25 protein-coding genes and 1 tRNA gene are annotated in these 25571 nt (G+C 60.8%); 6 read left to right on the forward strand and 20 right to left on the reverse strand.

The window, feature by feature from the left end:
• Nucleotides 1-469: 469 nt before the first annotated feature.
• From ICL81_RS06925 to ICL81_RS06945, 5 genes are all read right to left on the reverse strand, one after another.
• On the reverse strand, nt 470-1882 hold the full coding sequence (locus ICL81_RS06925) for an aspartate ammonia-lyase (protein ID WP_188034207.1): 1413 nt from the start codon (nt 1880-1882) through the stop codon (nt 470-472).
• 150 nt (nt 1883-2032) lie between these two features.
• The gene (locus ICL81_RS06930; RefSeq protein WP_188034332.1) at nt 2033-3490 is read right to left on the reverse strand and encodes an MFS transporter; all 1458 of its coding nucleotides are present in this window, start codon (nt 3488-3490) and stop codon (nt 2033-2035) included.
• Nucleotides 3491-3570: 80 nt separating this feature from the next.
• Nucleotides 3571-4443 (reverse strand): M48 family metalloprotease, encoded by an 873-nt coding sequence (locus ICL81_RS06935; protein WP_188034208.1) that lies wholly within the window; start codon nt 4441-4443, stop codon nt 3571-3573.
• Nucleotides 4444-4477: 34 nt separating this feature from the next.
• Nucleotides 4478-5047, reverse strand: coding sequence for a LemA family protein (locus tag ICL81_RS06940; protein WP_251381911.1), 570 nt, complete (start codon nt 5045-5047; stop codon nt 4478-4480).
• A gap of 78 nt (nt 5048-5125) precedes the next feature.
• Nucleotides 5126-5275: a hypothetical protein gene (locus tag ICL81_RS06945; protein ID WP_188034209.1), complete on the reverse strand. Its 150-nt coding sequence runs from the start codon at nt 5273-5275 to the stop codon at nt 5126-5128.
• Between the two features lie 66 nt (nt 5276-5341).
• Here ICL81_RS06945 and ICL81_RS06950 point away from each other — a divergent pair.
• The 3 genes from ICL81_RS06950 (at nt 5342) to ICL81_RS06960 (ending at nt 7033) form a co-directional block, all read left to right on the forward strand.
• Nucleotides 5342-5415, forward strand: a tRNA-Leu gene (locus ICL81_RS06950).
• A 178-nt stretch (nt 5416-5593) separates the two neighbouring features.
• Complete coding sequence (locus ICL81_RS06955; protein WP_353055455.1) at nt 5594-6424, forward strand: Ltp family lipoprotein; 831 nt, start codon at nt 5594-5596, stop codon at nt 6422-6424.
• Between the two features lie 222 nt (nt 6425-6646).
• Nucleotides 6647-7033 carry a hypothetical protein gene (locus tag ICL81_RS06960; RefSeq protein ID WP_188034210.1) on the forward strand — a complete coding sequence of 129 codons (387 nt, stop codon included), beginning with the start codon at nt 6647-6649 and terminating at the stop codon, nt 7031-7033.
• A gap of 83 nt (nt 7034-7116) precedes the next feature.
• Here ICL81_RS06960 and ICL81_RS06965 read toward each other — a convergent pair whose 3' ends face one another.
• Nucleotides 7117-8946, reverse strand: a complete 1830-nt coding sequence (locus ICL81_RS06965; protein WP_188034211.1) for a phosphoenolpyruvate carboxykinase (GTP) — start codon at nt 8944-8946, stop codon at nt 7117-7119.
• Nucleotides 8947-9076: 130 nt separating this feature from the next.
• Here ICL81_RS06965 and ICL81_RS06970 point away from each other — a divergent pair, with 130 nt between their 5' ends.
• The gene (locus ICL81_RS06970) at nt 9077-10549 is read left to right on the forward strand and encodes a helix-turn-helix domain-containing protein (RefSeq protein WP_188034212.1); all 1473 of its coding nucleotides are present in this window, start codon (nt 9077-9079) and stop codon (nt 10547-10549) included.
• A 132-nt stretch (nt 10550-10681) separates the two neighbouring features.
• Nucleotides 10682-11545: a Bax inhibitor-1/YccA family protein gene (locus ICL81_RS06975; RefSeq protein WP_188034213.1), complete on the forward strand. Its 864-nt coding sequence runs from the start codon at nt 10682-10684 to the stop codon at nt 11543-11545.
• Between the two features lie 358 nt (nt 11546-11903).
• Here the strand turns inward: ICL81_RS06975 and guaA are convergent, their stop codons facing one another.
• From guaA to groES, 7 genes are all read right to left on the reverse strand, one after another.
• On the reverse strand, nt 11904-13487 hold the full coding sequence (gene guaA / locus ICL81_RS06980) for a glutamine-hydrolyzing GMP synthase (protein ID WP_188034214.1): 1584 nt from the start codon (nt 13485-13487) through the stop codon (nt 11904-11906).
• Nucleotides 13487-13987, reverse strand: coding sequence for a DUF3817 domain-containing protein (locus ICL81_RS06985; protein WP_188034215.1), 501 nt, complete (start codon nt 13985-13987; stop codon nt 13487-13489). Before ICL81_RS06985 ends, guaA begins: the two co-directional genes overlap by 1 nt.
• Before the next feature lie 10 nt (nt 13988-13997).
• The gene (locus tag ICL81_RS06990; protein ID WP_188034216.1) at nt 13998-14792 is read right to left on the reverse strand and encodes an SURF1 family cytochrome oxidase biogenesis protein; all 795 of its coding nucleotides are present in this window, start codon (nt 14790-14792) and stop codon (nt 13998-14000) included.
• A 54-nt stretch (nt 14793-14846) separates the two neighbouring features.
• Entirely contained in the window at nt 14847-15968 is a 1122-nt protein-coding gene (locus tag ICL81_RS06995; RefSeq protein ID WP_188034217.1) for a GuaB3 family IMP dehydrogenase-related protein, read from the reverse strand.
• A 42-nt stretch (nt 15969-16010) separates the two neighbouring features.
• A complete protein-coding gene (gene guaB / locus ICL81_RS07000; RefSeq protein WP_188034218.1) occupies nt 16011-17510 on the reverse strand; it encodes an IMP dehydrogenase in 1500 nt (499 codons plus the stop codon).
• Nucleotides 17511-17578: 68 nt separating this feature from the next.
• A complete protein-coding gene (gene rarD, locus ICL81_RS07005; RefSeq protein WP_188034219.1) occupies nt 17579-18505 on the reverse strand; it encodes an EamA family transporter RarD in 927 nt (308 codons plus the stop codon).
• Between the two features lie 103 nt (nt 18506-18608).
• On the reverse strand, nt 18609-18905 hold the full coding sequence (gene groES, locus ICL81_RS07010) for a co-chaperone GroES (RefSeq protein ID WP_188023809.1): 297 nt from the start codon (nt 18903-18905) through the stop codon (nt 18609-18611).
• Nucleotides 18906-19115: 210 nt separating this feature from the next.
• On the opposite strand from groES, the gene ICL81_RS07015 reads away from it, so the two are divergent.
• On the forward strand, nt 19116-20342 hold the full coding sequence (locus ICL81_RS07015) for a class I SAM-dependent methyltransferase (protein ID WP_188034220.1): 1227 nt from the start codon (nt 19116-19118) through the stop codon (nt 20340-20342).
• Nucleotides 20343-20367: 25 nt separating this feature from the next.
• Here the strand turns inward: ICL81_RS07015 and ICL81_RS07020 are convergent, their stop codons facing one another.
• From ICL81_RS07020 to ICL81_RS07050, 7 genes are all read right to left on the reverse strand, one after another.
• Nucleotides 20368-20949, reverse strand: coding sequence for a TetR/AcrR family transcriptional regulator (locus ICL81_RS07020; RefSeq protein ID WP_188034221.1), 582 nt, complete (start codon nt 20947-20949; stop codon nt 20368-20370).
• 271 nt (nt 20950-21220) lie between these two features.
• Nucleotides 21221-22324 carry a tRNA (adenosine(37)-N6)-threonylcarbamoyltransferase complex transferase subunit TsaD gene (tsaD, locus tag ICL81_RS07025; RefSeq protein WP_353055456.1) on the reverse strand — a complete coding sequence of 368 codons (1104 nt, stop codon included), beginning with the start codon at nt 22322-22324 and terminating at the stop codon, nt 21221-21223.
• A gap of 2 nt (nt 22325-22326) precedes the next feature.
• Nucleotides 22327-22806 (reverse strand): ribosomal protein S18-alanine N-acetyltransferase, encoded by a 480-nt coding sequence (gene rimI / locus ICL81_RS07030; protein ID WP_353055457.1) that lies wholly within the window; start codon nt 22804-22806, stop codon nt 22327-22329.
• On the reverse strand, nt 22803-23486 hold the full coding sequence (gene tsaB, locus ICL81_RS07035; protein ID WP_188034223.1) for a tRNA (adenosine(37)-N6)-threonylcarbamoyltransferase complex dimerization subunit type 1 TsaB: 684 nt from the start codon (nt 23484-23486) through the stop codon (nt 22803-22805). Before tsaB ends, rimI begins: the two co-directional genes overlap by 4 nt.
• A complete protein-coding gene (gene tsaE, locus ICL81_RS07040; RefSeq protein ID WP_188034335.1) occupies nt 23483-23986 on the reverse strand; it encodes a tRNA (adenosine(37)-N6)-threonylcarbamoyltransferase complex ATPase subunit type 1 TsaE in 504 nt (167 codons plus the stop codon). Before tsaE ends, tsaB begins: the two co-directional genes overlap by 4 nt.
• A gap of 44 nt (nt 23987-24030) precedes the next feature.
• Nucleotides 24031-25179, reverse strand: coding sequence for an alanine racemase (gene alr, locus ICL81_RS07045; RefSeq protein ID WP_251381913.1), 1149 nt, complete (start codon nt 25177-25179; stop codon nt 24031-24033).
• A complete protein-coding gene (locus tag ICL81_RS07050; RefSeq protein WP_188034224.1) occupies nt 25176-25568 on the reverse strand; it encodes a holo-ACP synthase in 393 nt (130 codons plus the stop codon). Before ICL81_RS07050 ends, alr begins: the two co-directional genes overlap by 4 nt.
• Nucleotides 25569-25571: the final 3 nt, after the last annotated feature.

Consider the following 25571-nt stretch of genomic DNA (forward strand, 5'->3'; position numbering starts at 1 on the left):
CGGCATCATGCCGGGGGCCATTTTTCGTTGGCGGATCGGGGCAACGGGTGAACTTCTCATCTTCGCGCAGTGTGTGCGGGCGCAGAGGAAGAGGCGTCAGGGGCGGGGTCGCAAGGTCTGTTCGTAGATCTCACTCACCTGGAACGCGATCACGCGTGCAGGCGAAGAGTCACACCCTCGAGGAGGCCCCTTTCACACAAAACAAGGGGTTTCTGACCGCTGAAAGGGGTGTTTTGTTGGAAACGGTTCTTTTCGCGGGGTTGGGTTTTGATGAGCCGGTCTGAACATGGCAGAGGCTGGCGAAATGCTTTCGGGCTGGCATGACGGCTGCACTCACTGTGGTGCGAGCCTGGCGGCCACCACACGGATCCCTGCGGCGCGCACTTCCCAAAACACGTGTGGGGCCCGGGACATATGCCCCGGACCCCACACGTGGGTGCACCTAGCGCTTGGCTAGTGCGCGCCTGAACTAGTCAGACAGACCAGCAAGCTTTGCTGGCTGAAGCAGCTCGTCGAGCTGCTCCTGATCGAGCAGGCCAGCAGCGAGCACGAGGTCAGAAACCTTTGCGTTGGTTGCGAGTGCTTCCTTCGCGAGCTTTGCTGCCGCTGCGTAGCCGATAACCGGTGCGAGTGCCGTGATGACGGTGACCGAGCGGCCTACGATGTCCTCGAGGCGATCCTCGTTAGCGGTGATGCCATCGACGCAGTTGACGCGGAGCGTCTGGCATGCGCGCTCGAGCCAGACGATCGACTGGAACAGCGAGTGAGCAATGATCGGCTCAAAAGCGTTGAGCTGGAGCTGTCCAGCCTCAACTGCCATTGAAACAGTCACGTCGCAGCCAGCGACCGAGTATGCCACCTGGGTGACCGACTCAGGGATGACGGGGTTGACCTTACCGGGCATGATCGAAGAGCCTGCCTGGCGTGCGGGGAGATTGATCTCACCGAGGCCAGCCTGCGGGCCCGACGAGAGCAGGCGAAGATCGTTCGAGATCTTCGACAGCTTCATCGCGGTGCGCTTGAGCGCACCCGAGAAAGTGATGAATACGCCGGTGTCGCTGGTCGACTCAATGAGGTCGCCTGCGGTGATGAGGTCAAGCCCGGTGATCTCACCAAGGTGCTTGATGACCGATTCCTTGTAACCAACGGGAGCGTTGATACCGGTACCGATTGCGGTTGCGCCCATGTTGACCTCGCGGAGCAGCGAAACTGCTTCCTTCAAGCGGTCAACGTCCTCGCGCAGGGTCACGCCGAACGCGTTGAACTCCTGGCCGAGGGTCATGGGAACGGCGTCCTGCAGCTGGGTGCGGCCAACCTTGACGATGTGCGAGAACTCGCGGCCCTTGTTCTGGAACGAGTCTGCGAGGAGCGTGAGCTCGTCAAGCAGCGACGTCAGCGAGAACGCGAGCGCAATCTTGATTGCGGTCGGGTAGGTGTCGTTGGTCGACTGGCTGTGGTTGGTGTGATCGTTCGGGTTAATGAACGAGTAGTCACCCTTAGTGTGGCCTGCGAGCTCGAGCGCGCGGTTGGTAATAACCTCGTTCGCGTTCATATTCGTCGAGGTGCCTGCGCCACCCTGAACGACACCTACGACGAACTGGTCGTGGAACATGCCGCTCTTGATCTCTTCACACGCCTGGTCGATGAGCTTCGTGCGCTCGTCATCCAGTACGCCAATCTCGTTGTTCGCACGAGCAGCGGCCTGCTTAACGCAAGCAAATGCACGAACGAAATCGGGGTATACCGAGATCGGTCGACGAGCAATCGGGAAGTTCTCGTTTGCACGCGCGGTATGCACACCCCAGTAGGCCTGTGCGGGAATTTCGACGCTGCCGAGAGAATCGGTCTCGGTACGCGTCTCAGATGCGAGGAAATCGCTCACTTGTATCGCTCCGGTGTATTCGAAGAATCAGACGGCGGAGACCCGCCGAAGTACCACGGATAACCTTACTCCCGTCATCGTAAAAAGCAGTCATAAATCAACGGAATCATCTGCGAGTCGCAGGAACCTCAGGTTTATTCGCGAAAGTCACTATTTTTTACCGGGCGCGCCAGGGTCTTCAACGTCGGGTTCTGGCAATTTCGGGAGTGAAATCGGCCCAGTCAGACCATCTGCCAGCGGTCCATTCTCTGGGACGGAACTCACATCTCCCACTGGGAGCGGCTGGCGACGGAGCACCTGGAGTGGTGCAGTGAGTGTCTCATCCTGCACCGCACTTGGTTCGGCTGTCGTTGGTCGCCCTGCGTGGGTGACAACAAAGTGGGGCGCGGATCCGATCCGCACTCGAACCCGCAGCCCACGACCGATAAACCACCAGCCAACGCCAATCAAGCATGCAAGCAAGCCTGCGATCGCTGCGACGCCAAGCGCCCAACGCGGACCGAAATGGTCCGCGACGGCTCCCGCCACAGGCGCCCCGAGCGGGGTACCGCCCATGAGCACGGCAAAGTAGAGGGAGAGCACTCTGCCCCGCATCGATGGATCTGTCGTGGTTTGCACGAAGCCGTTCGCGGTTGAGAGCAGCGTAGAGGTGCAGTAGCCAAGCAGCACGAGAGAAAGCGCAAACGTCCAGAACGTGGGCATCAGCGCCGCGATGAGGGCTGCAAGCCCCAGACCACCCGCTGACAGCACGACCACACGCATCCTCGCGGCTGGCCGCCGCGCCACGAGCAAGGCGCCAGATAGCGACCCGATCGCCAGCACCGAAGAAAGCACTCCGTACTCACCGGCGCCGCGGCCGAACTCCACGGCCATCGTCGAGGAATACACCGGGAAGTTCATCGCAAATGCTCCCACGAGGAACACGATGATAAAGATCACCAGCAGATCGCGCCGCATCCACACATATTTGAAACCGGCAATGAGCTGGTTTCCCTCTGCGGGCTGCGCCTGCACGGTCGCCTCTGACGCTGCGGTGACGCGGATCGCGGCAAGCGCGAGCAGCATCGCAACGAAGGAGGCCGAGTTAATGATGAAGACCCAGCCGGAGCCCACTCCAGCAATGAGTAGACCGGCAACTGCAGGCCCCACCAGGCGAGCCGAGTTGAAGGAGGCGGAATTGAGCGCGACCGCGTTTGAGAGCTCTGTCTGATCGACCAGATTCGATACAAAAGCCTGACGTGAAGGGGTGTCGAACGCATTGACGATGCCGAGCCCGAGCGCGAAGAGATACAGATGCCAAAGCTCAGCTGTGCCAAGTACGAGCAGCAGGCCAAGGGCGCAGGCAAGCACCATTAACAGCGACTGCGTAACGAAGAGCACCTTGCGGCGGTCACAGCGGTCTGCCACTGCCCCACTGAGCGGAACGAGCAGGAGTTGTGGCCCGAATTGCAGCGCCATCGTGATGCCCACAGCGGTCGCATCGTTTTCTGTCAGCTCGGTCAGGACCACCCAGTTCTGAGCGGTCGCTTGCATCCACGCGCCAATATTCGAGACCAGGGCTCCGATGAACCAGATCCGATAGTTCCGAATCGAAAGTGATCTGAACATCGTTGACACGTCGTTGGGCTCCTTCGGTTGCCCACCACCTTACGCCTGCGACGTACCTGGTATCTAGACCTAACGGTGGTTTAGAACTTGTCGCCCATGTCGAGCAGGCGGCGAATGCGATCGGGAATCGGCGGGTGCGTCGCGAAGAGCCGCTGGGTGAGGCCGGGCTTCAGCGGATCCGCGATCCATAGATGCGCCATGCTGGAGTTTTGCTTCTGCATCGGCTGGCCGTAGGTGGACAGTTTGTGCAGGGCACTCGCGAGCGCCTCCGGGTGGCGGGTCGTCAGTGCGCCCGTCGCGTCTGCGAGGTACTCGCGCTGGCGCGAGACAGCGAGCTGCACCATGCTCGCCACCAGCGGAGCAACGAGCATCGCCAATACTCCAAAGATCATCACCACAGGATTGTTGTTGTTATTGTTCCGGCTGAAGAACACCATACGAACGAGCATGTCGCTGATCATGCCGACAGCGACCACAAGACCGTACACAATCATCGAGACACGGATGTCGTAATTGCGCACGTGTCCGAGTTCGTGCGCCATAACGCCTTCGAGTTCGGAGTCCGTCATCATGTCGAGCAGGCCCGTCGTTGCAGCCACCATCGCATGGTTGGGATCACGACCGGTCGCGAACGCGTTCGGTGCAGGATCATGCACGATATACACCTCGGGCATCGGAGTGCCAGTGGTGATCGCAAGGTTCTCAACGATCCGGTATAGCCGGGGGTTGTCTGCCTGCGTGATGCGCTGGGCACCACTCATCATGATCGCTTGCTTGCCAGCTGCGAAGTACTGGAACAACGCGAAACCGCAGGCGAAGACCATCACCCAAATGACGATCGTCCACGAGTTATAGATATAGGAGGCGAGCCAACCAAGACCGCCGATTACTGCCAAGAACAACAGAATAATGAGCACACTGTTGATCTTGTTCTTTCGAATTGCGCTGTACACGCGGGTGCCCTCTTAGCCCTTCAGAGTGCGGTGATTAGAACTGAATACGCGGGGGCTCCGAGATTGCAGCAACGTCTTGTACCTCAAAGAACTCGCGCTGCTTGAATCCCATACCGCCTGCAAAGACGTTGTTCGGGAACACCTGAATCTTGGTGTTGTACTCACGCACTCCACCGTTGTAGAAGCGGCGCGAAGCCTGAATCTTGTTCTCAGTGTCGACAAGCTCAGACTGTAGCTGTAGGAAGTTCTGGCTGGCCTGCAGCTGCGGGTACGCCTCTGCAACCGCGAAGATGCTCTTCAGCGCATTCTGCATGTGGCCTTCGGCGACCGATGCTTCAGCGGGTCCCTGAGCCGAAATGGTCTCAGCACGCGCCTTTGTGACAGCAGAGAAAACGCCTTCCTCGTGCGCGGCATAGCCCTTCACCGATTCAACGAGCGAGGGGATCAGATCAGCACGGCGCTTCAGCTGCACCGTGATGTCACTCCAAGCCTCGTCAACGCGAACCTTGAGCGTGACGAGCGAGTTGTAGGTCGCCCACACGTAGATACCAAGGACCACCACGAGGCCCACTGCGATGAGGAGTGCAATCATTCCGCCGTTCATAGGGTCAGTCTATCCACCGAGTCCATGAATCAGCTGTGTCGATTTGGCTAGTTGTAGACAACTTGCAGAAATCGGGTCTTACAGTTCTCGCAGATCGCGTTCCAACTCGGCCTGAAACGCAGCACGAACGCGAGCGCGCTCCCTGAGTGAGGCGCGGATCCGCAAAAACAACCCGAGGCCAGCCGCAATGAGCAGGGCAACAATCAGAACCATCTTCGCAAACGCCACGCAGCCACAGTACACCTTGCCTCTGGAAGGACTATGCTTTGGTGGTTGCGAGAGGTTGCTCGCACTCCCCCTATAGCCCAACTGGCAGAGGCAGCTGACTTAAAATCAGCAAAGTCTGGGTTCGAATCCCAGTGGGGGGACAAGAAACGTGAGATCCGGGTAGATTTCCTCAAGTTCTCATCCACATACGCATCGCGCAATCCGGCGTTTATTCGACGCTTTCACCGGCACGCCTGGTGCATTTCGCACGTATCCCGCATAGGGCAGCACCGGCTTAAGCATTAGATTTCTTATGCATTTGCTGCGAGAATGTGAGGCGTGAACAATAACGAATCAACGTCTACGCCAGAGCAGCCAACGCAGGCCGTCCCTGCCCCAGAACTCGAGCCTGCCGCGAATGAGACGCCGGTCACATACGCGCCACCAACCCAGGCCACCGGCACCGCACAGTATGCACCGACACCTACCGTGGCAGCAACGGCCTTTCCGGCTGCACCCGCAGCAAAAGGCCTCGCAATCTCTGCGTTGATCGTTGGTATCGCTGGCTTCCTCACAGGCCTGATGCCGATTGTCGGCATCATTATTGGCGCCGCAGGCATTGTGCTTGGCATTATGGCACTCGTGAAGAAGCAGCCGAAGGCGCTCGCGCTTACAGGCTTGATCCTCGCTGCGGTCGGATTCGTCACCTCATGCGTCACCACCATTGGTGTTGGCGCTGCGGTCAATGTTCTTGCAGAATCGCCAGCGATTCAATCACCGGAGCTCGTCACCCCAGAGCCGGTCATCCCTGAGAACGACACAGAAGCACCCTCCGACACACCTGCGCCTGCACCGACAGACGTTCCCGTCGAGTTCACTTCGGCGCTCACCAAGGCCGACCTGTACGCAAACACTATGCATATGAGCAAGGCTGGCCTCTATGATCAGCTCACCTCGGAGTACGGCGAGCAGTTCTCCGCCGAAGCAGGCCAGTATGCGGTTGACAACGTCAAGACAGACTGGAACCGTAACGCCCTTGAAAAAGCGAAGGAATACCAGGACCTGATGGCTATGTCCCCAAATGCGATCCGGGATCAGCTTGTCAGCGAATACGGCGAACAGTTCACCGCTGAAGAGGCCGATTACGCGCTCGCAAATTTGAACAGCTAGGTTCACAACCCAAACTTGCCTGGGGCCGGGACTGATTCACGCTAACGAGAATCAATTCCGGCTCCTTGCTCTGGAAGGCTTGATCCCCCCCTATCTACATCGCAATACAAGTTGCATATCAGTTGCGCGCAACACCCGTTGTTTGCCGATGCCTTTCATACCCCGGTGGCGGAAACCGGCCAAGTTCCCCCGCTCGGCTAAACCTCGGGTAATGATTAGGGCATGAACGAAACGCACGTAACCCCAAGCCCCGCGACAGTCGCCACAAGCGCACCACTCGCACAGGCTGATGTGCCGGCGTCACAGCGAAAGGCCCCCGAGGTCGTCGCATTCCGCTTCGGCCTCATCGCATTCAGCGCAACTGTTGTTGCCATGATCTCGCCGTTCATCCCCGGCATAGGAATGCTCGTGAGCGGCCTGATCTTCATCATGCCGTTCGCAGCCATGGCCGCTGGTATCGTCGGCATCGTTCTGGCGACCAAGGCGCTGAAAGCCACGACGCACCCGCGCCCAGCACGCGTCGGCTTGGGCTTCTCAATCGCTACCGTCGCGATTCCATGCATCACCCTCGGCTTCTCGATCTTCGCGATGATCGCCCTCACGATGTAACGTTTGCCGGTCACCGCGCGCACGGCACACAAACGTAGGAGGCCCCCACCGGTTGGTGGGGGCCTCCTACGTTGTACTGAGACTTAGTTGCTCAGGCGGTCACGCAGACCGTTGAGCTGATCATTCAGCGCTGCGGGAACACGATCGCCGAACTGAGCGAAGAACTCTTCGGTCAGGTCTGCCTCTGCGAGCCACGACTTGGGATCGATAGCGAACAGCTCCTCGAGGTCAGCCTCGGGCACATCGATGCCGTCAAGGTTGAGTTCGCCCTCTGCAGGGACGGTGCCAATTGCGGTCTTACGGCCGGTGTGCTCACCCTCAACGCGGCGAATGATCCAGTCGATCACACGCGAGTTGTCACCGAAGCCAGGCCACAGGAAGCGACCGTCGTCACCCTTACGGAACCAGTTGACCTGGAAGATCTTGGGAGCGTTCTCACCAAGGATCTCGCCCATCTCGAGCCAGTGACCCCAGTAGTCAGCCATGTTGTAGCCGCAGAAGGGAAGCATCGCGAAGGGATCGCGGCGAAGCTCGCCAACGGTGCCCTCCTGTGCAGCGGTCTTCTCAGACGAAATCGTTGCGCCAACGAATACGCCGTGCTCCCACGAGAGCGACTGAGCTACGAGGGGAACGTTGGTCGCGCGGCGACCGCCGAAGAGGATGGCGTCGAGCGGAACGCCGTCCTGCTCGTACCAGTCCTGCGCGAGGGTCGGGGTCTGCTGGATAGGCACAGTGAAGCGCGAGTTTGGGTGCGCAGCCACACGGCCTGAGTCGGGAGTCCAGTCGTTGCCGAGCCAATCGATGAGGTGATCGGGAACCTCGTCGGTCTTGCCCTCCCACCACACGTCACCGTCATCGGTGAGCGCAACATTGGTGTAGATGGTGTGGCCCCAGAGGGTCTCCATTGCAACAGGGTTGGTCGATTCACCGGTGCCGGGAGCAACACCGAAGAAGCCAGCCTCTGGGTTGATCGCGTAGAGGCGACCGTCCTTGCCGGGGCGGAGCCATGCAATGTCATCACCAATGGTCTCGACCTTCCAGCCGGGAATGGTGGGCTGAAGCATTGCGAGGTTCGTCTTGCCACATGCCGAGGGGAATGCCGCAGACAGGTGATATGCCTTGTCGGTCTCGGTGTTCGTGAGCTTCAGGAGGAGCATGTGCTCTGCGAGCCAGCCCTCGTTCTTGCCCATAACCGATGCGATACGGAGCGCGAAGCACTTCTTCGAGAGCAGCGCGTTTCCGCCGTAGCCCGAACCGTACGACCACACCTCGAGGGTTTCAGGGAAGTGCGTGATGTACTTCGTGTCGTTGCTGGGCCACGCGACGTCTTCAGCGCCGTCAACGAGCGGTGCACCTACCGAGTGAACGGTACGGACCCACTCCGAACCCGGGGTGATGCCATCAAGCGCAGCCTGACCCATGCGGGTCATGATGCGCATATTCAGCACAGCGTAGGGCGAATCGGTGATCTCGATACCAAGCTGCGTGATTGCGCCACCAACGGGACCCATCGAGAACGGTACAACGTACATCGTGCGACCGCGCATCGAGCCTTCGAAGAGGGGCATGAGCTCCGCCTTCATAGCATCGGGAGCAGCCCAGTTGTTCGTGGGGCCTGCGTCTACTTCGTTTTCCGAGCAGATGAAGGTCCGATCCTCAACGCGAGCGACATCGTTCGGGTTCGAACGCGCAAGGAAGCTTCCGGGGCGGATGTCCTTGTTCAGTGCAATGAGCGTGCCGGCCTCAACCATTTCCGAGGTGATGCGGTTCCATTCGTCCTGCGAACCATCGCACCACAGCACAGCATCTGGCTGAGTCAGCTCGGCGACCTCAGTCACCCAGCTCAGTACCTCTTCATTGCCGGTCTTCGCTTCTGCACGTACGAGCGCTGCGTAGTTCAGGTCATTACCCATGAGTGATGTATCTCCTTGGAGTGAAACCGCACCTTATTCAGGCGTGTACAACCATCTTCCCCCACAAGTTCACCCGCTATTTTCCAAATCGGCTGTAAAAATTCAGCTTTTTTGACGTACAGTGAATTTCATGGCACCTCAGGATACTCCGACACTTTCTGGCGCGGATATGGACCGAATGATCCTTGGCAAGCGACTTCGGCACTATCGCACGCATGCGGGCTTCACGCTGGAGCAACTTGGTGAGCGTGTAGGTGTCGTGGCGAGCCAGATCTCGCACATCGAAAACGGTCGTCGCGAGCCAAAACTTGTATTGATTCAGGCTCTTGCACGAGAACTCAAGATTGAGCCGGGAGATTTGCTGTCTCGTGAGGCCCCTGACGAGCGCAGCCGACTCGAGATTGAGTTGGAACGCGCGCAATCAACACCGTCATACCAGCGGCTTGGTCTCCCCCATGTCCGCGCACCACGCAGTCTGAGTGACGAAACCCTTGCAACCCTCGTCGGCATGCATCAGGAACTTGCGCGACGCAGCCGTGCTGCGGCCTCCACCTCTGAGGAGGCACGTCGTGCGAACACCGTGATCCGCACTCAAATGCAAGAACGCAACAACTACTTGCCCGATGTTGAACTGCTTGCTTCTGACCTCATGCGCCGAATCGGGCACGGCAATGGCGCCGTGACGCACCGGGAAGTGGCGATGCTCGGTGAACTCTTGGGGTTCACCCTGATCTTCGTCGACGATCTTCCCGAGAACACCCGCAGCATGACCGACCTTGAGAACGGCCGTATCTATCTGCCACCTGCATCGATTCCAGGCGGCCACGGCCTTCGCTCGCTTGCGCTGCAGGCGATGGGACACCGCGTGCTCGGTCATGGCAAGCCCGCAAGCTACGCAGAATTCCTCCAGCAGCGACTGCAGATCAACTACTTCGCTTCAGCCTGCCTCATTCCCGAAGCACGCGCGGTCGAGTTCTTGCAGTACGCGAAGCGGAACCGCAACCTCGCGATTGAAGATTTCCGCGACGCCTTCGGCGTCACACACGAGGCAGCGGCGCACCGCTTCTCGAACCTCGCCACACGCCACCTTGATTTGCGCGTGCATCACTATCGCACCGATGCAGTGGGCGCCCTCCAGCGCGGATACGCGAATGACGGTCTTCCCTTCCCCACGGATGAGGACGGCTCCATCGAGGGCGAGCTGCTCTGCGCGAAGTGGGGTGGCCGCACGGCATTCAATCGCACTGACCGTACGAGTGAGTTCTATCAGTACACGGATACCCCGAACGGGACGTTCTGGACGAGCGTGCAGACTGGCCAAGCTGACGCAGGGAACTTCGCGATCGCCTGTGGCGTCTCGTTCGACGACTCACGCTGGTTCCGCGGCCGAGACACCAGCATGCGCGAGGCGTCAACGTGCCCGGATCCGGCGTGCTGCCGGACCGCACCTACTGACCTCCGTGCCCGCTGGGAAGGAAAGGCGTGGCCAAGCGCGCGCATGCACGCGCACGTGCTCTCTCCCCTGCCGACCGGTACGTTCCCCGGCGTCGATGACACCGCAATGTTTGAGTTCTTGTCGCGACACTCGCCCTCAGATGCATAGGGGACACTCTCGGCGCGGATCCGCCAATCACAGAAAAGCCGCCGGTCTGAGGCAAAAACTCAGCCCAGTAACACCCCTCCTTCGCTACGCTAGATAAGTAGTACAAGCCCTGGAAAGGACTCGACCACCACAATGAGCAATCCCGCCTTCTCGAAGAACCCCGCGCTGAATGGCAAGCAGAACCTCACCGCTGATGAACTGCGCCGTATCTATGATCAGCCTGCAGCCGAGGTGAACCGTCCTGGCGTCGATACGCCGGCAGGCGCGGCACCCGGTGCTGGCGTACCCGCAGGTGCGCCCACAATGCCCGCGTCATCTTCACCGATGACCTACGAGAACACCATCTCCAAGACGGTGTTCCTCTTCATCCTGACTGTTGCGTTCGCGGCAGTTGGCTGGATGGCAACGCCAACCATGCCATTCATCCCGTTTGTTGGCGCGATCGTAGGCCTCGTGCTCGGTCTCGTGAACTCGTTCAAGAAGCAGCCGAGTGTGCCGCTCATCATCGGTTACGCCGCGTTCCAGGGTCTGTTCCTTGGCGGCATCTCGATGATCTTCGAAGCGCAGTGGGCGGGCATCGTCTCGCAGGCCGTCATCGGCACGTTTGCCGTATTCGGCGTTACCCTGTTGCTCTTCCGCAGCGGTAAGGTTCGCACCAGCCCGCGTATGACCAAGATCGTCCTGATCGCAATGGTCGGCTACGGCGTCTTCTCGCTCATCAACTTCATCCTCATGCTGACCGGCATCAACGACAACCCCTGGGGCCTGCGTGGTGTAACCATCTTCGGCTTCCCCCTCGGTGTCGTCATCGGTCTGCTTGCTGTCGCCCTCGCCGCGTACTCGCTCGTCATGGACTTCGAGATGATTCAGAACGGTGTGCAGAACCGCGTCCCCGAGAAGTGGGGCTGGAGCGCAGCATTCGGCATTATGGTCACGCTGATCTGGCTCTACGTTGAGATCCTCCGCATCATCGCGATCTTGCGAGGCAACGACTAACAGTCGGCTACACAGCTAGCTACTGACGCTCTCAGGAGCGCGGATCAGGGGTGGAGCACCATTCGGTGCTCCACCCCTTTTGCTGTGTCTTGGGGTGGGCGGCTGGCGTGCTCGCGGACCAGCGGATCCCAGCTCGCGGGGCCCTGTGCGCGGATCCCGGCTCACAAAGCTCAACATCGCGAGAACAGCACGTTCTGACACAGACAGGCCTTTCATACGCATGAAAAGGGCCTTCTCGGCAGAAACGCCCCTTTTCGCGAGGTAGGAGTCCACAAGCACGCGCACAAAAAAGAGGAGCCGCACCAATTAGGTGCGGCTCCTCAATTCACTCAGCGGTTAGCCAAGCATGCGGGTGAGATTACTCCCACTCGATGGTCCCGGGCGGCTTCGAGGTCACGTCGAGTACAACTCGGTTGACCTCAGGCACCTGGTTGGTGATCTTGTTCGAGATGCGCGCGAGCACATCGTACGGAACACGGGTCCAGTCTGCGGTCATCGCGTCTTCCGACGAGACAGGACGCAGCACGATGGGGTGACCGTAGGTACGGTGATCACCCTGGACGCCAACCGAACGAACGTCAGCGAGCAGAACAACCGGGCACTGCCAGATTGTCTGATCGAGACCAGCAGCGGTGAGCTCCTCGCGGGCAATCGCGTCAGCCTCGCGAAGCACCTCAAGGCGATCACGGGTCACCTCGCCAACGATGCGGATACCCAGGCCTGGGCCGGGGAACGGCTGACGGCCGACGATTTCTTCGGGGATACCAAGTTCGCGACCAATCGCACGAACCTCATCCTTGAAGAGCGCGCGAAGCGGCTCGATGAGTTCGAAGTCGAGATCCTCTGGGAGGCCACCGACGTTGTGGTGCGACTTGATGTTTGCGGTGCCTGATCCGCCACCCGACTCAACGACGTCGGGGTACAGGGTGCCCTGCACGAGGAACTTCACCTTTTCGCCAGAAGCCTTCGCCTCTGCGACGAGATCAAGCTGTACCTTTTCGAACGCGCGAATGAACTCGCGGCCGATGATCTTGCGCTTGGTCTCAGGATCGGTGACGCCCTCGAGGTGGCCGAGGAATGTGTCAGCCGCGTCAACGGTGATGAGCTTCACACCGGTCGATGCAACGTAGTCGCGCTCAACCTGCTCGCGCTCACCCTTGCGCAGGAGGCCGTGGTCGACGAACACAGCGGTGAGCTGGTCGCCGATTGCCTTGTGCACGAGTGCGGTCGAGACTGCCGAATCAACGCCACCCGAGAGTGCCGAGATAACGCGTGCATCGCCAACCTGTGCGCGGATCGACTCGATCTGCTCAGCGATGACATTGCCGGGGGTCCAGTCCGAGGGAATCTCTGCAACTTCGTGCAGGAACTTCTCGATCATTGCCTGGCCGAATTCTGAGTGCTTCACCTCGGGGTGCCACTGCACACCGTACATCCGCTTCTCGGGCGAACCGAATGCGGCGACGGGAGTGAGAGCTGTGCTTGCGAGCACCTCAAAGCCTTCGGGAGCCTGCGAAACGGAGTCGCCGTGGCTCATCCAGACGTTCTGAGTCTCGGGAAGGCCGCCAAGAATTGCGCCGCCGCCTGCGAGGAGGTCAGCCTCGACACGACCGTACTCACGGTCACCGGTCTCGGTGACAACGCCGCCGAGGGTGTGAGCCATGATCTGGAAGCCGTAGCACATGCCGAACATCGGGACGCCGAGCTCGAAGATCGCGGGATCGAACTGGGGTGCGCCCTCTTCGTACACCGACGAGGGGCCACCCGACATCAGGATTGCGAGAGGCTGCTTTTCAGCGACCTCGGCAGCCGTGATCGAGTGAGGAACGAGCTCGGAGTACACTCCGGCCTCGCGCACACGGCGGGCGATCAGCTGCGCATACTGCGCGCCGAAGTCGACCACCAGCACCGGACGGTGCGCAGTGCTTGCCTGTTCTGTCATTACTGACCTTCCGTGGTAGTCGCGGTCGAAGCCGCGATTGATGAATTCTGAGGAGCCGCACTATCGGCGTCCTGCAATCTGGTGAGTGCGTCTCGCACCTGGCGTGCCACGCGTGCTTCGAGGAAGAACGAGAGCAGCGGAATGACGCCACCGAGGGCGATCAGCAGGAACTTGCTGAAGCCCCAGCGCATTGGGCTCCAGAGCATGAAGTCCGACACGAGGTAGATCACGTAGAACCAACCGTGCGCGATCAGGATCGCCTTAAACAGGTCGAACCCGGGCTGCACGAAGTCAGCTTCGACGCCCTCAGGTGCGATCTCGCGGAAGACCGCGAACCCGTCTGGGGTGAAGAGGTAGAGCTGTACTCCGACCGCGTACTTCATGACCATCACTGCGCATAGCAGGAGGAGCATGAAGCCCGTGATCACCGACGTCACCTTGTAGATCGACAGCGCACGCTTGATACGCGGGAAATCTTCGGGCTTCGGCTGCAGTTGCATGATGTCCATTCTATTCGGCGTCGGCGGCTGCTTTTTCAGCGAGCGCCTTGAGTTCGTGTTCTTTCTCCCATGCATCACGAGTGAGGCGGAACCAGAAGAAGACTGCAAATCCGCCAAACACCACCCATTCGACTGCGTAGAAGAGGTTCAGCCAGTTGACCTGCTCCGGTTCCGAGGGCGGTACCGAATCGATCGCATCGAGCCCCGCTGCATCGAGCAGCGGCGCAATATCAGCGTCTGGGTGCAGCACCATGTAGCCGGCATACACCGGCTCCGTCAGTTCACTCCACGTGTTAATGAGGTGAGCGGGAACCATCGAGGTCATGGTGTTCGGATCGGCGTCAGAACCGGGACGCGCGGGCGCCTCTGCCGGCATCATGCGCCCCTCGAGCGCGAAGACCTGTGACGGATCTACCTGCGCGTTCAGCAGTTCAATTGCTTGTTCTGCGTCAGATGCAGTGGGCGCCCAGCCGATGGCGGCCGAGATATTGCTCGCTGGGTCCTCGGTTGCGAACCGGCCAACGACCCAAGAGCCTTCGACGCCACCGTTCTGACGCTGCTCGACAACGTTGAAATCGCCAGGCACGAGCGTGCCATCGATCTCAACTACCGAGCCAGCTGCGAGCTCATTCAGCCCGCCACCGGGCTTCGCAAGCTCGGTCAGCGACGTGACAGTCTCAGTATCTGCGAGATCCGAGATGTCCATGCGGATCGCACTTCCAAGCTGCCACCGACCGAGCCACGCGAATGTCGCGGCGATAACCATCACGAGCAGGAGAGCGAGGATCCACTGGGGACGCCGCATCACCTGCCCGAGCGTAGGCTCACCGAGGTATTCAGGTGTTTTGCGAGGCACTGTTTAGCGCTCTGCGTAGACGACACCGACGCGCTGGAACTCCTTGACGTCGGAGTAGCCCGTGGTTGCCATCGAACGGCGCAATGCGCCAATGAGGTTCGAGTGCCCGTCGGCACCGTGTGCCGGGCCGTTGATGATCTCTGAGAACGGTGCAATCTGCTCAACCGAGATGCGCTTACCACGGGGCAGGTCCTCGTGGTGAGCTTCCTGACCCCAGTGACGGCCGCGGCCCGGTGCGTCAGTTGCGCGGGCAAGTGCGCCACCGAGCATGACTGCGTCTGCGCCACATGCGATTGCCTTGACAAGGTCGCCGGAGGTGCCGAGGCCACCATCAGCGATGACGTGGACGTAGCGTCCACCCGACTCGTCGAGGTAGTCAGTGCGTGCACCAGCTACGTCAGCGATTGCGCTTGCCATCGGTGCGCGAACGCCAAGAGTTGCGCGGGTGGTCGACGATGCGCCACCACCGAAGCCGACGAGAACGCCAGCTGCACCGGTACGCATGAGGTGCAGGGCCGACTGGTAGGTCGCAACGCCACCGACGATGACGGGCACGTCGAGCTCGTAGATGAATTCCTTGAGGTTGAGCGGCTCGCGGCCTGCAACCGAAACGTGTTCTGCCGAGACCGTGTTGCCACGGATCACGAACATATCGACGCCCGACTTCACGACGGTGTCAGCGAACTCGGCGGTGCGGTGCGGCGAAAGAGCGCCAGCCACGGTGACACCCGCATCACGGATCTCAGCGAGGCGGTCACGGATCAGCTCGGGCTTGATAGGAGCCGAGTAGAGCTCGCGCATGCGATGCACTGCCTCAGTCTCGTCATCAATGCGTGCGATCTCCTCGAGCAGGGGCTCGGGGTTCTCGTGACGCGTCCAGAGGCCCTCAAGGTTCAGTACGCCGAGGCCACCCAGTCGGCCCAGCTCAATCGCCGTTGCGGGCGACATTACCGAGTCCATAGGGGCGCCGAGTACGGGAATCTCGAACTGGAATGCGTCGATCGACCATGCGGTCGACACGAGCTCTGGGTCGCGCGTACGACGGGTCGGCACAACGCCGATTTCGTCGAAGGTGTACACGCGACGGGCCCGCTTGCCCCGGCCGATCTCGATCTCGTTACTCACGATCACTCTTTCTTTCCGCGCCGCAGCGCCGGTGAAGTATTACTACTTGTAGTTCGGTGCTTCGACAACCATCTGGATGTCGTGCGGGTGCGATTCCTTGAGACCCGCTGCAGTGATACGAACGAACTGGCCGCGCTCCTTGAGCTCGTCAATCGTGCGTGCACCAACGTAGAACATCGACTGGCGAAGGCCGCCGGTCATCTGGTGTGCAACTGCGCCAACCGGGCCGCGGTAGGGCACCTGGCCCTCGATGCCCTCAGGGATGAGCTTCTCATCGCTGGGAACGTCTGCCTGGAAGTAGCGGTCCTTCGAGTACGAGGTACGCTCGCCACGGGTCTGCAGCGCGCCAAGCGAGCCCATACCGCGGTAGCCCTTGTACTGCTTGCCGCCGATGAACACGAGGTCGCCGGGGCTCTCGTCGGTGCCCGCCAGGAGCGAGCCCATCATGACAGCCGATGCACCAGCAACAAGTGCCTTCGCGATGTCGCCAGAGTACTGCAGACCGCCGTCTGCGATCACGGGAACGCCCATGGGCGTTGCAGCCTTCGCAGCCTCGTAGACTGCGGTGACCTGGGGAACGCCAACACCAGCGATCACGCGCGTGGTGCAGATCGAGCCGGGGCCAACGCCAACCTTGATCGCGTCTGCGCCTGCCTCGGCAAGGGCCTTTGCGCCTGCGTAGGTCGCGACGTTGCCGCCGATGACGTCAACGCCGGCGAATGCGGGGTCGGCCTTGATCTTTGCGATGATGTCGAGCACACCCTTGCTGTCACCGTTTGCGGTGTCAACAACGATGACATCGACGCCTGCGTCAACGAGCTGACCAGCACGCTGCCACGCATCGCCGAAGAAGCCAACAGCAGCGCCAACACGAAGACGACCAGCGTCGTCCTTGGTTGCGAGCGGGTACTGCTCTTCCTTATCGAAGTCCTTGACCGTGATGAGTCCGGTGAGCTTGCCGTTCGCATCAACGAGGGGGAGCTTCTCGATCTTGTGCTGACGGAAGATCTCCGCAGCGGCCTCACGGGCGATGCCAGCGGGAGCGGTGATAAGGGGCATGCGGGTCATTGCGTCACCGACGCGAACCTGTGCACGATCCTTTACATCGATGAAACGCATGTCACGGTTCGTGATGATGCCGAGCAGGATGCCTGCTGCGTCAACAACGGGGAGACCCGATACGCGGTACTCGCCGCAGATCGCGTCAACCTCGGCAACAGTTGCGTCTACCGTGGTCGTCACCGGGTTGGTGATCATGCCAGCTTCGCTGCGCTTTACGCGGTCAACCATCTCTGCCTGATCCTGAATAGACAGGTTGCGGTGCAGGATGCCGAGGCCGCCATTACGAGCCATGGCAACAGCCATACGGGTCTCGGTAACGGTGTCCATTGCCGCCGAAATGAGCGGAATGTTCAGGCGAATGCGACGGGTGAGCTGGGTACCAGTGTCAGCCTCACTCGGAATCACGTCGGTGTGCGCAGGCAGGAGCAGCACATCGTCGTAGGTGAGACCGGTGAACGCGAAGGGGTCACGCTGTTCCATAGAACCTCTCTCAATTGTGGCCAAGACTCGGGCCGATTTAGGAGGCTAATATGCACTCCTCACCTGTATCAGTCTAAACGACTCTGGCCTGTGCTCGGCTGGGCGTCCGCCAAGGGCGTCCTTCTGGCTTTGCGAATCATGTCCGTGACCAGGAGAACAAGCGCAATCCAGACGCCGATAAAGCCAATCCAGCGTCCGAGCGACACAGATTCGTGCAGCACCAAATAGCCGTATAGGAAGCCAATAATCGGCGTAATAAATTGCAGGAAGCCGACGTAGGTAAGCGGCAGCCTCCGTGTAGATTCGCCGAAGAGAATGAGCGGTGCAGCAGTAAAGACACCACTGATCAGCACGAGTGCAAACATACCGGCGCCATGCGAGAAGACGTTCAGGCCAACGGTCATCGCGAGAATGATGCCCTGCACGATACCGATGGGCGCCGAGATGACCGACTCAGCAGCGAGCCCGGTAATACCATCGACCGATTCAATGCGCTGATGTACGACGCCGTAGAGTCCGAACGACAGCGCAAGTCCGAGCGAGATCCAGGGGAATTTGCCGTAGGCGATTGCCGACACAACAACACCCACAAGCGCGATGGTGATTGCTGCCCATTGCAGTCTGGTGAGCTTCTCTCGCCAAAAAATCACGCCAAACAACACCGTGAGTATGGGGTTAATGAAGTAACCGAGTGACGTCTCAAGCACGTGACCAGTTACGACGCCGATGACGAAAATCTGCCAGTTCGCATACAGCAACAGTGCCGACAGCGTGTACATGCCGAGAAGTTTTGGTGTTTTGAAGATCCGCGCAAACTCTTGCCACTTACGGGCAATCGTGACCAACACAGCGCACACCAGGAGCGTAGATAATACGCGCCACGACACAATCTCGAGCGGTGAAACCACCGAGATGAGCGTGAAGTACAGGGGGAAGGCTCCCCACAACAGGTATGCGCCGATTCCATATGCTATTCCTCGGCGCGTCTCATTCACTGCACCAGTCTATAGAGGCTCTGAGTGTGCAGGTGTGGTGGAAAACATACAAAAGGCGGGGCAGTCCCACTCCGGACTGCCCCGCCTTTTAGCGCGAGTGTGCTTAGCGCTCGATGATCGCGAGAATGTCGCGCGAGTTGAGCACGAGGTAGCTCTCGAGACCAACCTTGATCTCGGTGCCGCCGAACTTCGCGTAGATGACCTTGTCGCCTACTGCGACGTCCATGGGGAGGCGGGTGCCAGCGTCAGAAACACGACCGGGGCCAACTGCCACGACCTCACCCTCAAGGGGCTTTTCCTTTGCGCTGTCAGGGATGACAAGACCCGACGCAGTGGTCTGCTCTGCCTCGACCTGCTTGATGACGATACGATCCTCGAGCGGCTTGATAGCAACCGACACGGTTGACCTCTTTCTCCAATGGAAGCGTGGTTAGTACGCTGCGCGCCCCGGAAGGAGCTCGCCTGGTAATGAGTCTACGGGCCGAATTGGCACTCTCGCAAGACGAGTGCCAATGATTCAGAGCGCGGATCGCGGACAGCGAACGACACCCCCTCGATAGAATCGAGGATCCGCATTCATGCACGCGCAGCACTGACCGAAAGAGATGCCATGTCACACACGACCACATCTGCCCCCGGCTGGCACGAACTGGCTGAACCTGCGGGTCTCAATCTGCTCGCTCGCATCGCAACTGCACACTCGGCCGGCAGCTCGCTCGACGCCATTGGTCAGCGCCTGCGCAAGGACAACATCGAACCGAGCATGATTGCCGCGGCACTCACCCAGACTGACTTGCGTGCGAAGGCCGCCGGCAAGTTCGGCCCAGTTGCGTCAGAGTTGCTCTTCACTCGGGCAGGCCTCGAACAAGCGAGCCGTGCCATCGTGAGCGATCTGCATGCGGCACGCTTCGCTGCGGCAGGCTGCACAACCGTCGCAGACCTGGGCTGCGGTCTCGGCGCCGAGTCGGTTTCATTCTTGCGTGCTGGACTTGACGTGCGGGCGGTGGAAATTGACCCGCTCACGGCGGCCTACGCCCGCCATAATCTGGCCGTGGTTGCCGCGGAACCCGGGTGCGGATCAGCAACCGTCACCGAGGCTGATGCTGAAAGCTCCGACCTCGCTGGCATTGACGCCGTGTTTCTCGACCCGGCTCGCCGCACGGCCGGACACCGCGATACGCGTCGAGTATCGCCCGATGACTATTCCCCCTCGCTCGACTTTGCTTTTGAGGCGGCACGATCCGCAATCGCGGGCGGCGTGAAGCTCGGCCCGGGTCTCCCCCGCGAGCTGCTCCCTGACGATGCGGAGGCTCAATGGGTGTCTGTCGAAGGCGCGCTCGTTGAGACGGGCGTCTGGTTCGGCGCGGCAGCGCGGCCAGGCATCCGCCGCGCTGCAACCATCATTCAGCGCAACGAGGTGCATGAACTTACCGGCGCCGAGGATGCGGCTGATGCCGAGGTGCGCGAACTCGGCCAATTTGTCTACGAGCCAGACGGTGCGGTGATCCGCGCTCGCCTGATAGGAACGCTTACGACCCAGCTACATGCCGGCATGGTGCGCGAAGGCATCGCGTACCTCACGGGTGATGCACTCGTACCGACACCGTTCGCCACAGCATTCCGCGTGCTCGAAGAGCTCCCAGCCGGTGAGAAGCAGCTCCGCAAGGAACTCGCCGCGCGCGACATCGGCACACTCGAGATCAAGAAACGCGGTGTCGATGTCGACCCGGCAAGCATGCGGAAGCGATTGAAATTGCGCGGATCCCAGTCTGCGACGATCATTCTTACGCGCGTGGCAGACCGCCACGTTGCGCTCCTTGCAGAGCGGGTGCGCTAGAGATACGCAGTCGGTGAGTGTAACTTTACGAAGCGGCCGGTTCAGCACACATCGGCGGTGAACTCGTCAGTGCAAGTACGGCAGCGCGCACGCGTGGCTCTGGCGTGATGGTGTCTCGCAGGACCGTTGACAGGATCGGCAGACCGATCAGCAGATCAAGCAAAAGGTTCGCGTCGGTGCCAACGGGAAGCTCGCCGCGCTCTACTGCGCCATTCACGATCTGCAGACCCTGCTTGCGCCGACCCGCGCCGATGCGTGCGATGTACAGCTCGAGCACATCCGGGCTCACGATGAGCGCCCAGATAGACAGCCGTGCGGTGTCACCGATCTCACGCGGGGGCGCGTTCCGCATCGTGTAGGTCACGAGGTCTTCAATGAGGTTGCCAGTGATTTCCATGGGTTCAAAGTCCGTGTAGAACTCGAGCACATCGTAGGCGAGCTCAATTTTGCTCTCCCACCGACGATAGATTGCACTGCGGCTGGTCTGTGCAGCATCAGCAACTCGATCGAAGCTCAGTGCTTCGAATCCTTCTTCAAGCATCACGTCGCGCGCAGCAAGCAGTGCACGCTCAGTGAGCTCCTGGTCCCTGGGTCGCCCACGTGTCATGCCACCCATGTTAGCCACCCCGCGAGGATGAAATTTGACGCCTAATGGTCGTTAGGAATAGAATCCGCAGCCGAACTCAGATTCGAATTCATTTCGATTCTCCCCTGAAAAATCTGAAACCACAGGTATCCACCGCAAGATCTCGCCGATTTTTCAGATATTCGGGACACTAAATCCTATAAGTACCAAATGTTTTAGATTGGTACAACCCTTGCGACACCCGTGACAATGATTTCACCACCTTCAGCGCGTCGTCGCGTCACAGCTCGAGTTACGAAACGCGAATTTCCGTAACTGGCAGCGTCGAATCGGCGCTGAATTTCAACTCCGAAGGTGCGTGGCCCGCCATCACTAGCTGCGCGCCAAGTGACGCGATCATCGCGCCGTTGTCAGTGCAAAGCGAAAGCGGCGGAACACGCAGCTCAATGCCGGTCGCTGCGCATCGCTCCGCTGCAAGCTCGCGAACCCGCGCGTTTGCGACAACGCCACCGCCGAGGAGCAACCTCGGCACGCCATACTCCTTGCACGCGTCAAGCGCCTTTGTGAGCAACACATCGGCGACTGCCTCGCGGAAGCTCGCTGCAACGTCAGCGACGGGCACCTCAACTCCCGCATCTGCTTGCTGCTCAACCCAGCGCGCAACCGAAGTCTTCAGACCAGAGAATGAGAAGTCAAAGCGATGGCGCTCGAGATCCTTCTTCTTAGTGAGTCCGCGGGGAAAGCGGATCGCGTTCGGATCCCCCTCAGCTGCTACACGGTCGATCTGCGGGCCGCCGGGGTACGGCAAGCCGAGCACACGTGCCACCTTGTCGAACGCCTCGCCTGCCGCGTCATCGATCGTCTCGCCGAGCAGCTCGACATCGCCGACCAGGTCGCGCACGAGCAACAGTGACGTATGCCCGCCAGACACGAGCAGCGCAATCGTCGGAAGCTCAAGCTCGCCAATTTTGCCCTCCATGCCGACTACGCCGCGGAGACCTTCGCCCTGCAAGAGATCGGCACCAACGTGGCCCACGAGGTGGTTGACACCGTACAGCGGCTTGCCAGTCGCAACCGACAGCGCTTTGGCCGCCGAGATGCCCACCATGAGCGCGCCAGCGAGGCCAGGGCCAGCAGTCACCGCAATCGCGTCCACCTCATCGAGGGTGAGGCCCGCCTCGGTGAGCGCCTGCTCGATCGTCGGCGTCATCGATTCGAGATGAGCGCGAGCCGCAACCTCAGGCACGACGCCACCGAATCGCGCGTGCTCATCCATCGACGAGGCAATCGCGTTTGCGAGCAGGGTGCGCCCGCGCACGATGCCAACGCCGGTCTCGTCACAGCTCGTTTCGATGCCAAGGACGACGGGCTCTGCCACGTTTGCTACGCTCTCCACGCTCATTTTCCTGTCATTTCCAGACGCATCACGATCGCGTCTACATTGCCCGGCTGGTAGTACCCGGGGCGCACCCCGATCTGCTCGAAGCCGAGTGATTCGTATAGTTTCTGGGCGACGGAGTTGTCGCCCCGCACCTCAAGGAAGATTCGCTCAACACCGCGCCTGGTGGCTTCTGCGAGCAGTTCGGCCATGATCCGCCGCCCCTGCCCGGTACCGCGAGCTGATGCGTCAACAGCGATGGTCTGAATATCGCCGTCGGGACCGACCGCGAGGAGGCCGCCATAGCCGTAGACGGTCTGTGCGTCGTCGACGAGCGCGAGGTAGTGCCGATACTCTGACTCGAGTTCGTCACGCATCGCGCTCTCGCTCCAGGTCTCCCCCGCAAACGTTGCATGCTCGATGCGCATGATGCCTGGCAGATCGGCGACGGTTGCCACGCGCAGCGTCAGCTCCCTCGGTGTTGCGAGCGCCTCGGTCACGCAACGACCCGCTTCGGCGCCGATGGCTCCTTCACGTCAGGCGCACGGAGATACATCGCACGCTCAGTCTCAAACGTGCCACCGCCAGCGAGCTTGCGGGCCGCGAGCTGAATGAGCGCGCGCGCGGGCACCACGGCGGGGACGACATCGTTCTGCTGCGACACGAGATCTGCGCGGGCGATAAGGTGCGGATCAGCGCTCCGCTCTGGCACTCCCGCCCAGTCAAGGCCGCTGTACTCGGTAATGAAGAGCTCGCGACGCTTTGCGTCTTGCACCACGCGAACGCCAGCCTGAGCTCCAGCGCCGTCAAGCGCGGCAAGCGCGACAGCATCATGGCTGCAGAGCGGCAGCAGTGGGACACCGCGGCCGACAGCGAAGGCCTGGGCGGCCGCCATGCCAACACGAAGACCGGTGAACGGGCCGGGGCCGACGCCCATGACGACGGCGGTGACCTGCTCGGGCGAGACCCCGGCATCCGCAAAGACGGCGGCGATGAGCTCGCCGATCCGCTCAATGTGGCCACGCGGATCTTCACTCGTCAACTCGACTATCCGTCCGTCACCGGTGCTGAGCGCGACGCTCGTGCCGAGGGCGGTGTCGATCGCCAGCACCGCGCCATCCTGCGGCTCAGACTGTGACACTTCGTTCCGCTCGACTCCCGCGATTTCCAGCGCGCTCATGCGATTGCTCCCTCTGCCCAGCGCGGGCCATGCCCGGTGATCGTAATGGTTCGTGCCTCGACGAGATCGTCCTCGTCCTCGTCTTCGTCATCGTCATCGACGGACCCGAGTACGGCCGCGCCTGCGCCCGGCGTACTCCCATCGGACGCACCACCGATCGGGCGTTCAATCACGATGTCGAGCCACGATTCTCGCTCACCAGCGAGCGCCGCACCCCACTCGGCAACGACGACCGAACCATCAAAGTCAAGGTCAAGATCTTCAATCTCTGCCGCATCGCCAAGACGATACGCATCAACGTGCACGAGCGGTGCGCCGCCAACGAGCGACGGGTGAGTGCGCGCGATCACAAAGGTCGGGCTCTGCACCGGACCCCGCACCCCAAGGCCCTCACCGATGCCACGTGTCAGTGTCGTCTTCCCTGCGCCGAGCGGGCCGGTGAGCAGCACGAGATCTCCCGCCCGCAACACGCGACCGAGCTTGATACCGAGTTCGTGCATGTCATCAGGTTCGGGGACTTCGATCCGCTCTGAGAATTGTTCGCTCACGCCTCGCCCCCTGCAGTGTCGACATCAACCGCAACCCGCACAACGCGGGGGCCGATGCCGGCGATGATTTCGTAGTTGATGGTGCGCATGAGGCCCGACCAGATTTCGACGGGCGGATGCCCGCGCTCAGGGTCACCGAACAGCACCACCGAATCACCGAGTGACAACCGGCCAGCGAGCGGGCCGACATCGACAATGAACTGGTCCATGCCGATACGGCCGACAATCGGCCGCGGTTCCCCCGCAACGGTGACCCATGCACCCGCGCCATTGAGCGCGCGCGGCATGCCGTCTGCATAGCCCATGGGCACGAGGGCGAGCGTTGTCGCGGTCTCGCACACGTGGTTGTATCCGTACGAGACCCCGGTGCCAGCGGGAACCCCGCGCAGTGCGACAATCTCTGACCGCAGCGTCATCGCGGGAACGAGCCCCAACTGGGCCGAAGTCTTGTCTGCGAACGGACTCAGGCCGTACGCGGCGACGCCGACGCGCACCGTGTTGTACCGGAGGTGTGGCGAGCTGAACGATGCGGCACTCGCCGCGAGGTGTTGCATTTCAGGGTCTACCCCGTGCTCCGCAAGCAGCGCGATTGCGCGCTCGAAACATGCCGCCTGGCCGCGATCATTCTCGTCACCCGCGTTTGCGAGGTGGCTGAAGATTCCGCGCACTCGCAGAGTGCCAGCTGCTTCGAGTTCGGCCGCACGCGCGAACATTTCAGGCCAGTCTTGCTCCTGCACGCCATTACGGCTCAGGCCGGTATCGACCTTGAGGTGTACCGTCGCCAATTTTCCGGTGTCGCGAGCGGCCTGCGCGATCGCATCGAGCTGGCACAGGCTATTCACACCAAGTTCAATTCCGGCGTCGACGCCGGCAAAAAAATCAGTTCGCGGGCCGTGCAACCAACACAGCAACGGGTCTGCAAAACCCTGCTCACGAAGCGCGAGCGCCTCCTCGAGATCAGCAACTCCGATCATGACTGCGCCCCCGGCCATTGCAGCTTCGGCCGCAATGAGCGCTCCGTGACCGTAGCCACCTGCCTTCGCCACAACGATGACGTTTCCGCCGGTGAGTTCTCGCATGCGCGCAACATTGTGGCGGATCGCATACGTCGAAATCTCAGCGACTCGCATCGAGCCTGTTCTCATTCGTCGTCTCCGTCCGAGTCTTCAACTGTGGGCAGCTGCCCACCCTCCAAGACAACAAATGCGGTGGCCATGCCACCGTCGTGTGTCAGTGAGAGGTGAACCGTGTCGGCCCCGCGCTGGGCCAGTACGCGGTTGAGCCCCGCCGTTCGCGTGAACGTCGGGGCCGTCTTTGGAATGCGTGGCACTTCAAGGTCGTGCCACGAAAGGTCATGCGATCCGCCAAGCGCTTTGATCAATGCTTCTTTGGCAGCGAATCGCGCTGCGCGCGAGGCGAGTTCTAGCTCCTCCTCGCGCGCAGTGAAAAGACGAGCGTTCAGTTTCGGCGCCCGGTCAAGCTGCTGCTCGAAGCGAGCAATGTCGACTGTGTCGACGCCGATGCCCTGAATCACTCG

The organism is Leucobacter sp. cx-328 (assembly GCF_014530035.1).
Classification (GTDB): Bacteria; Actinomycetota; Actinomycetes; order Actinomycetales; family Microbacteriaceae; genus Leucobacter.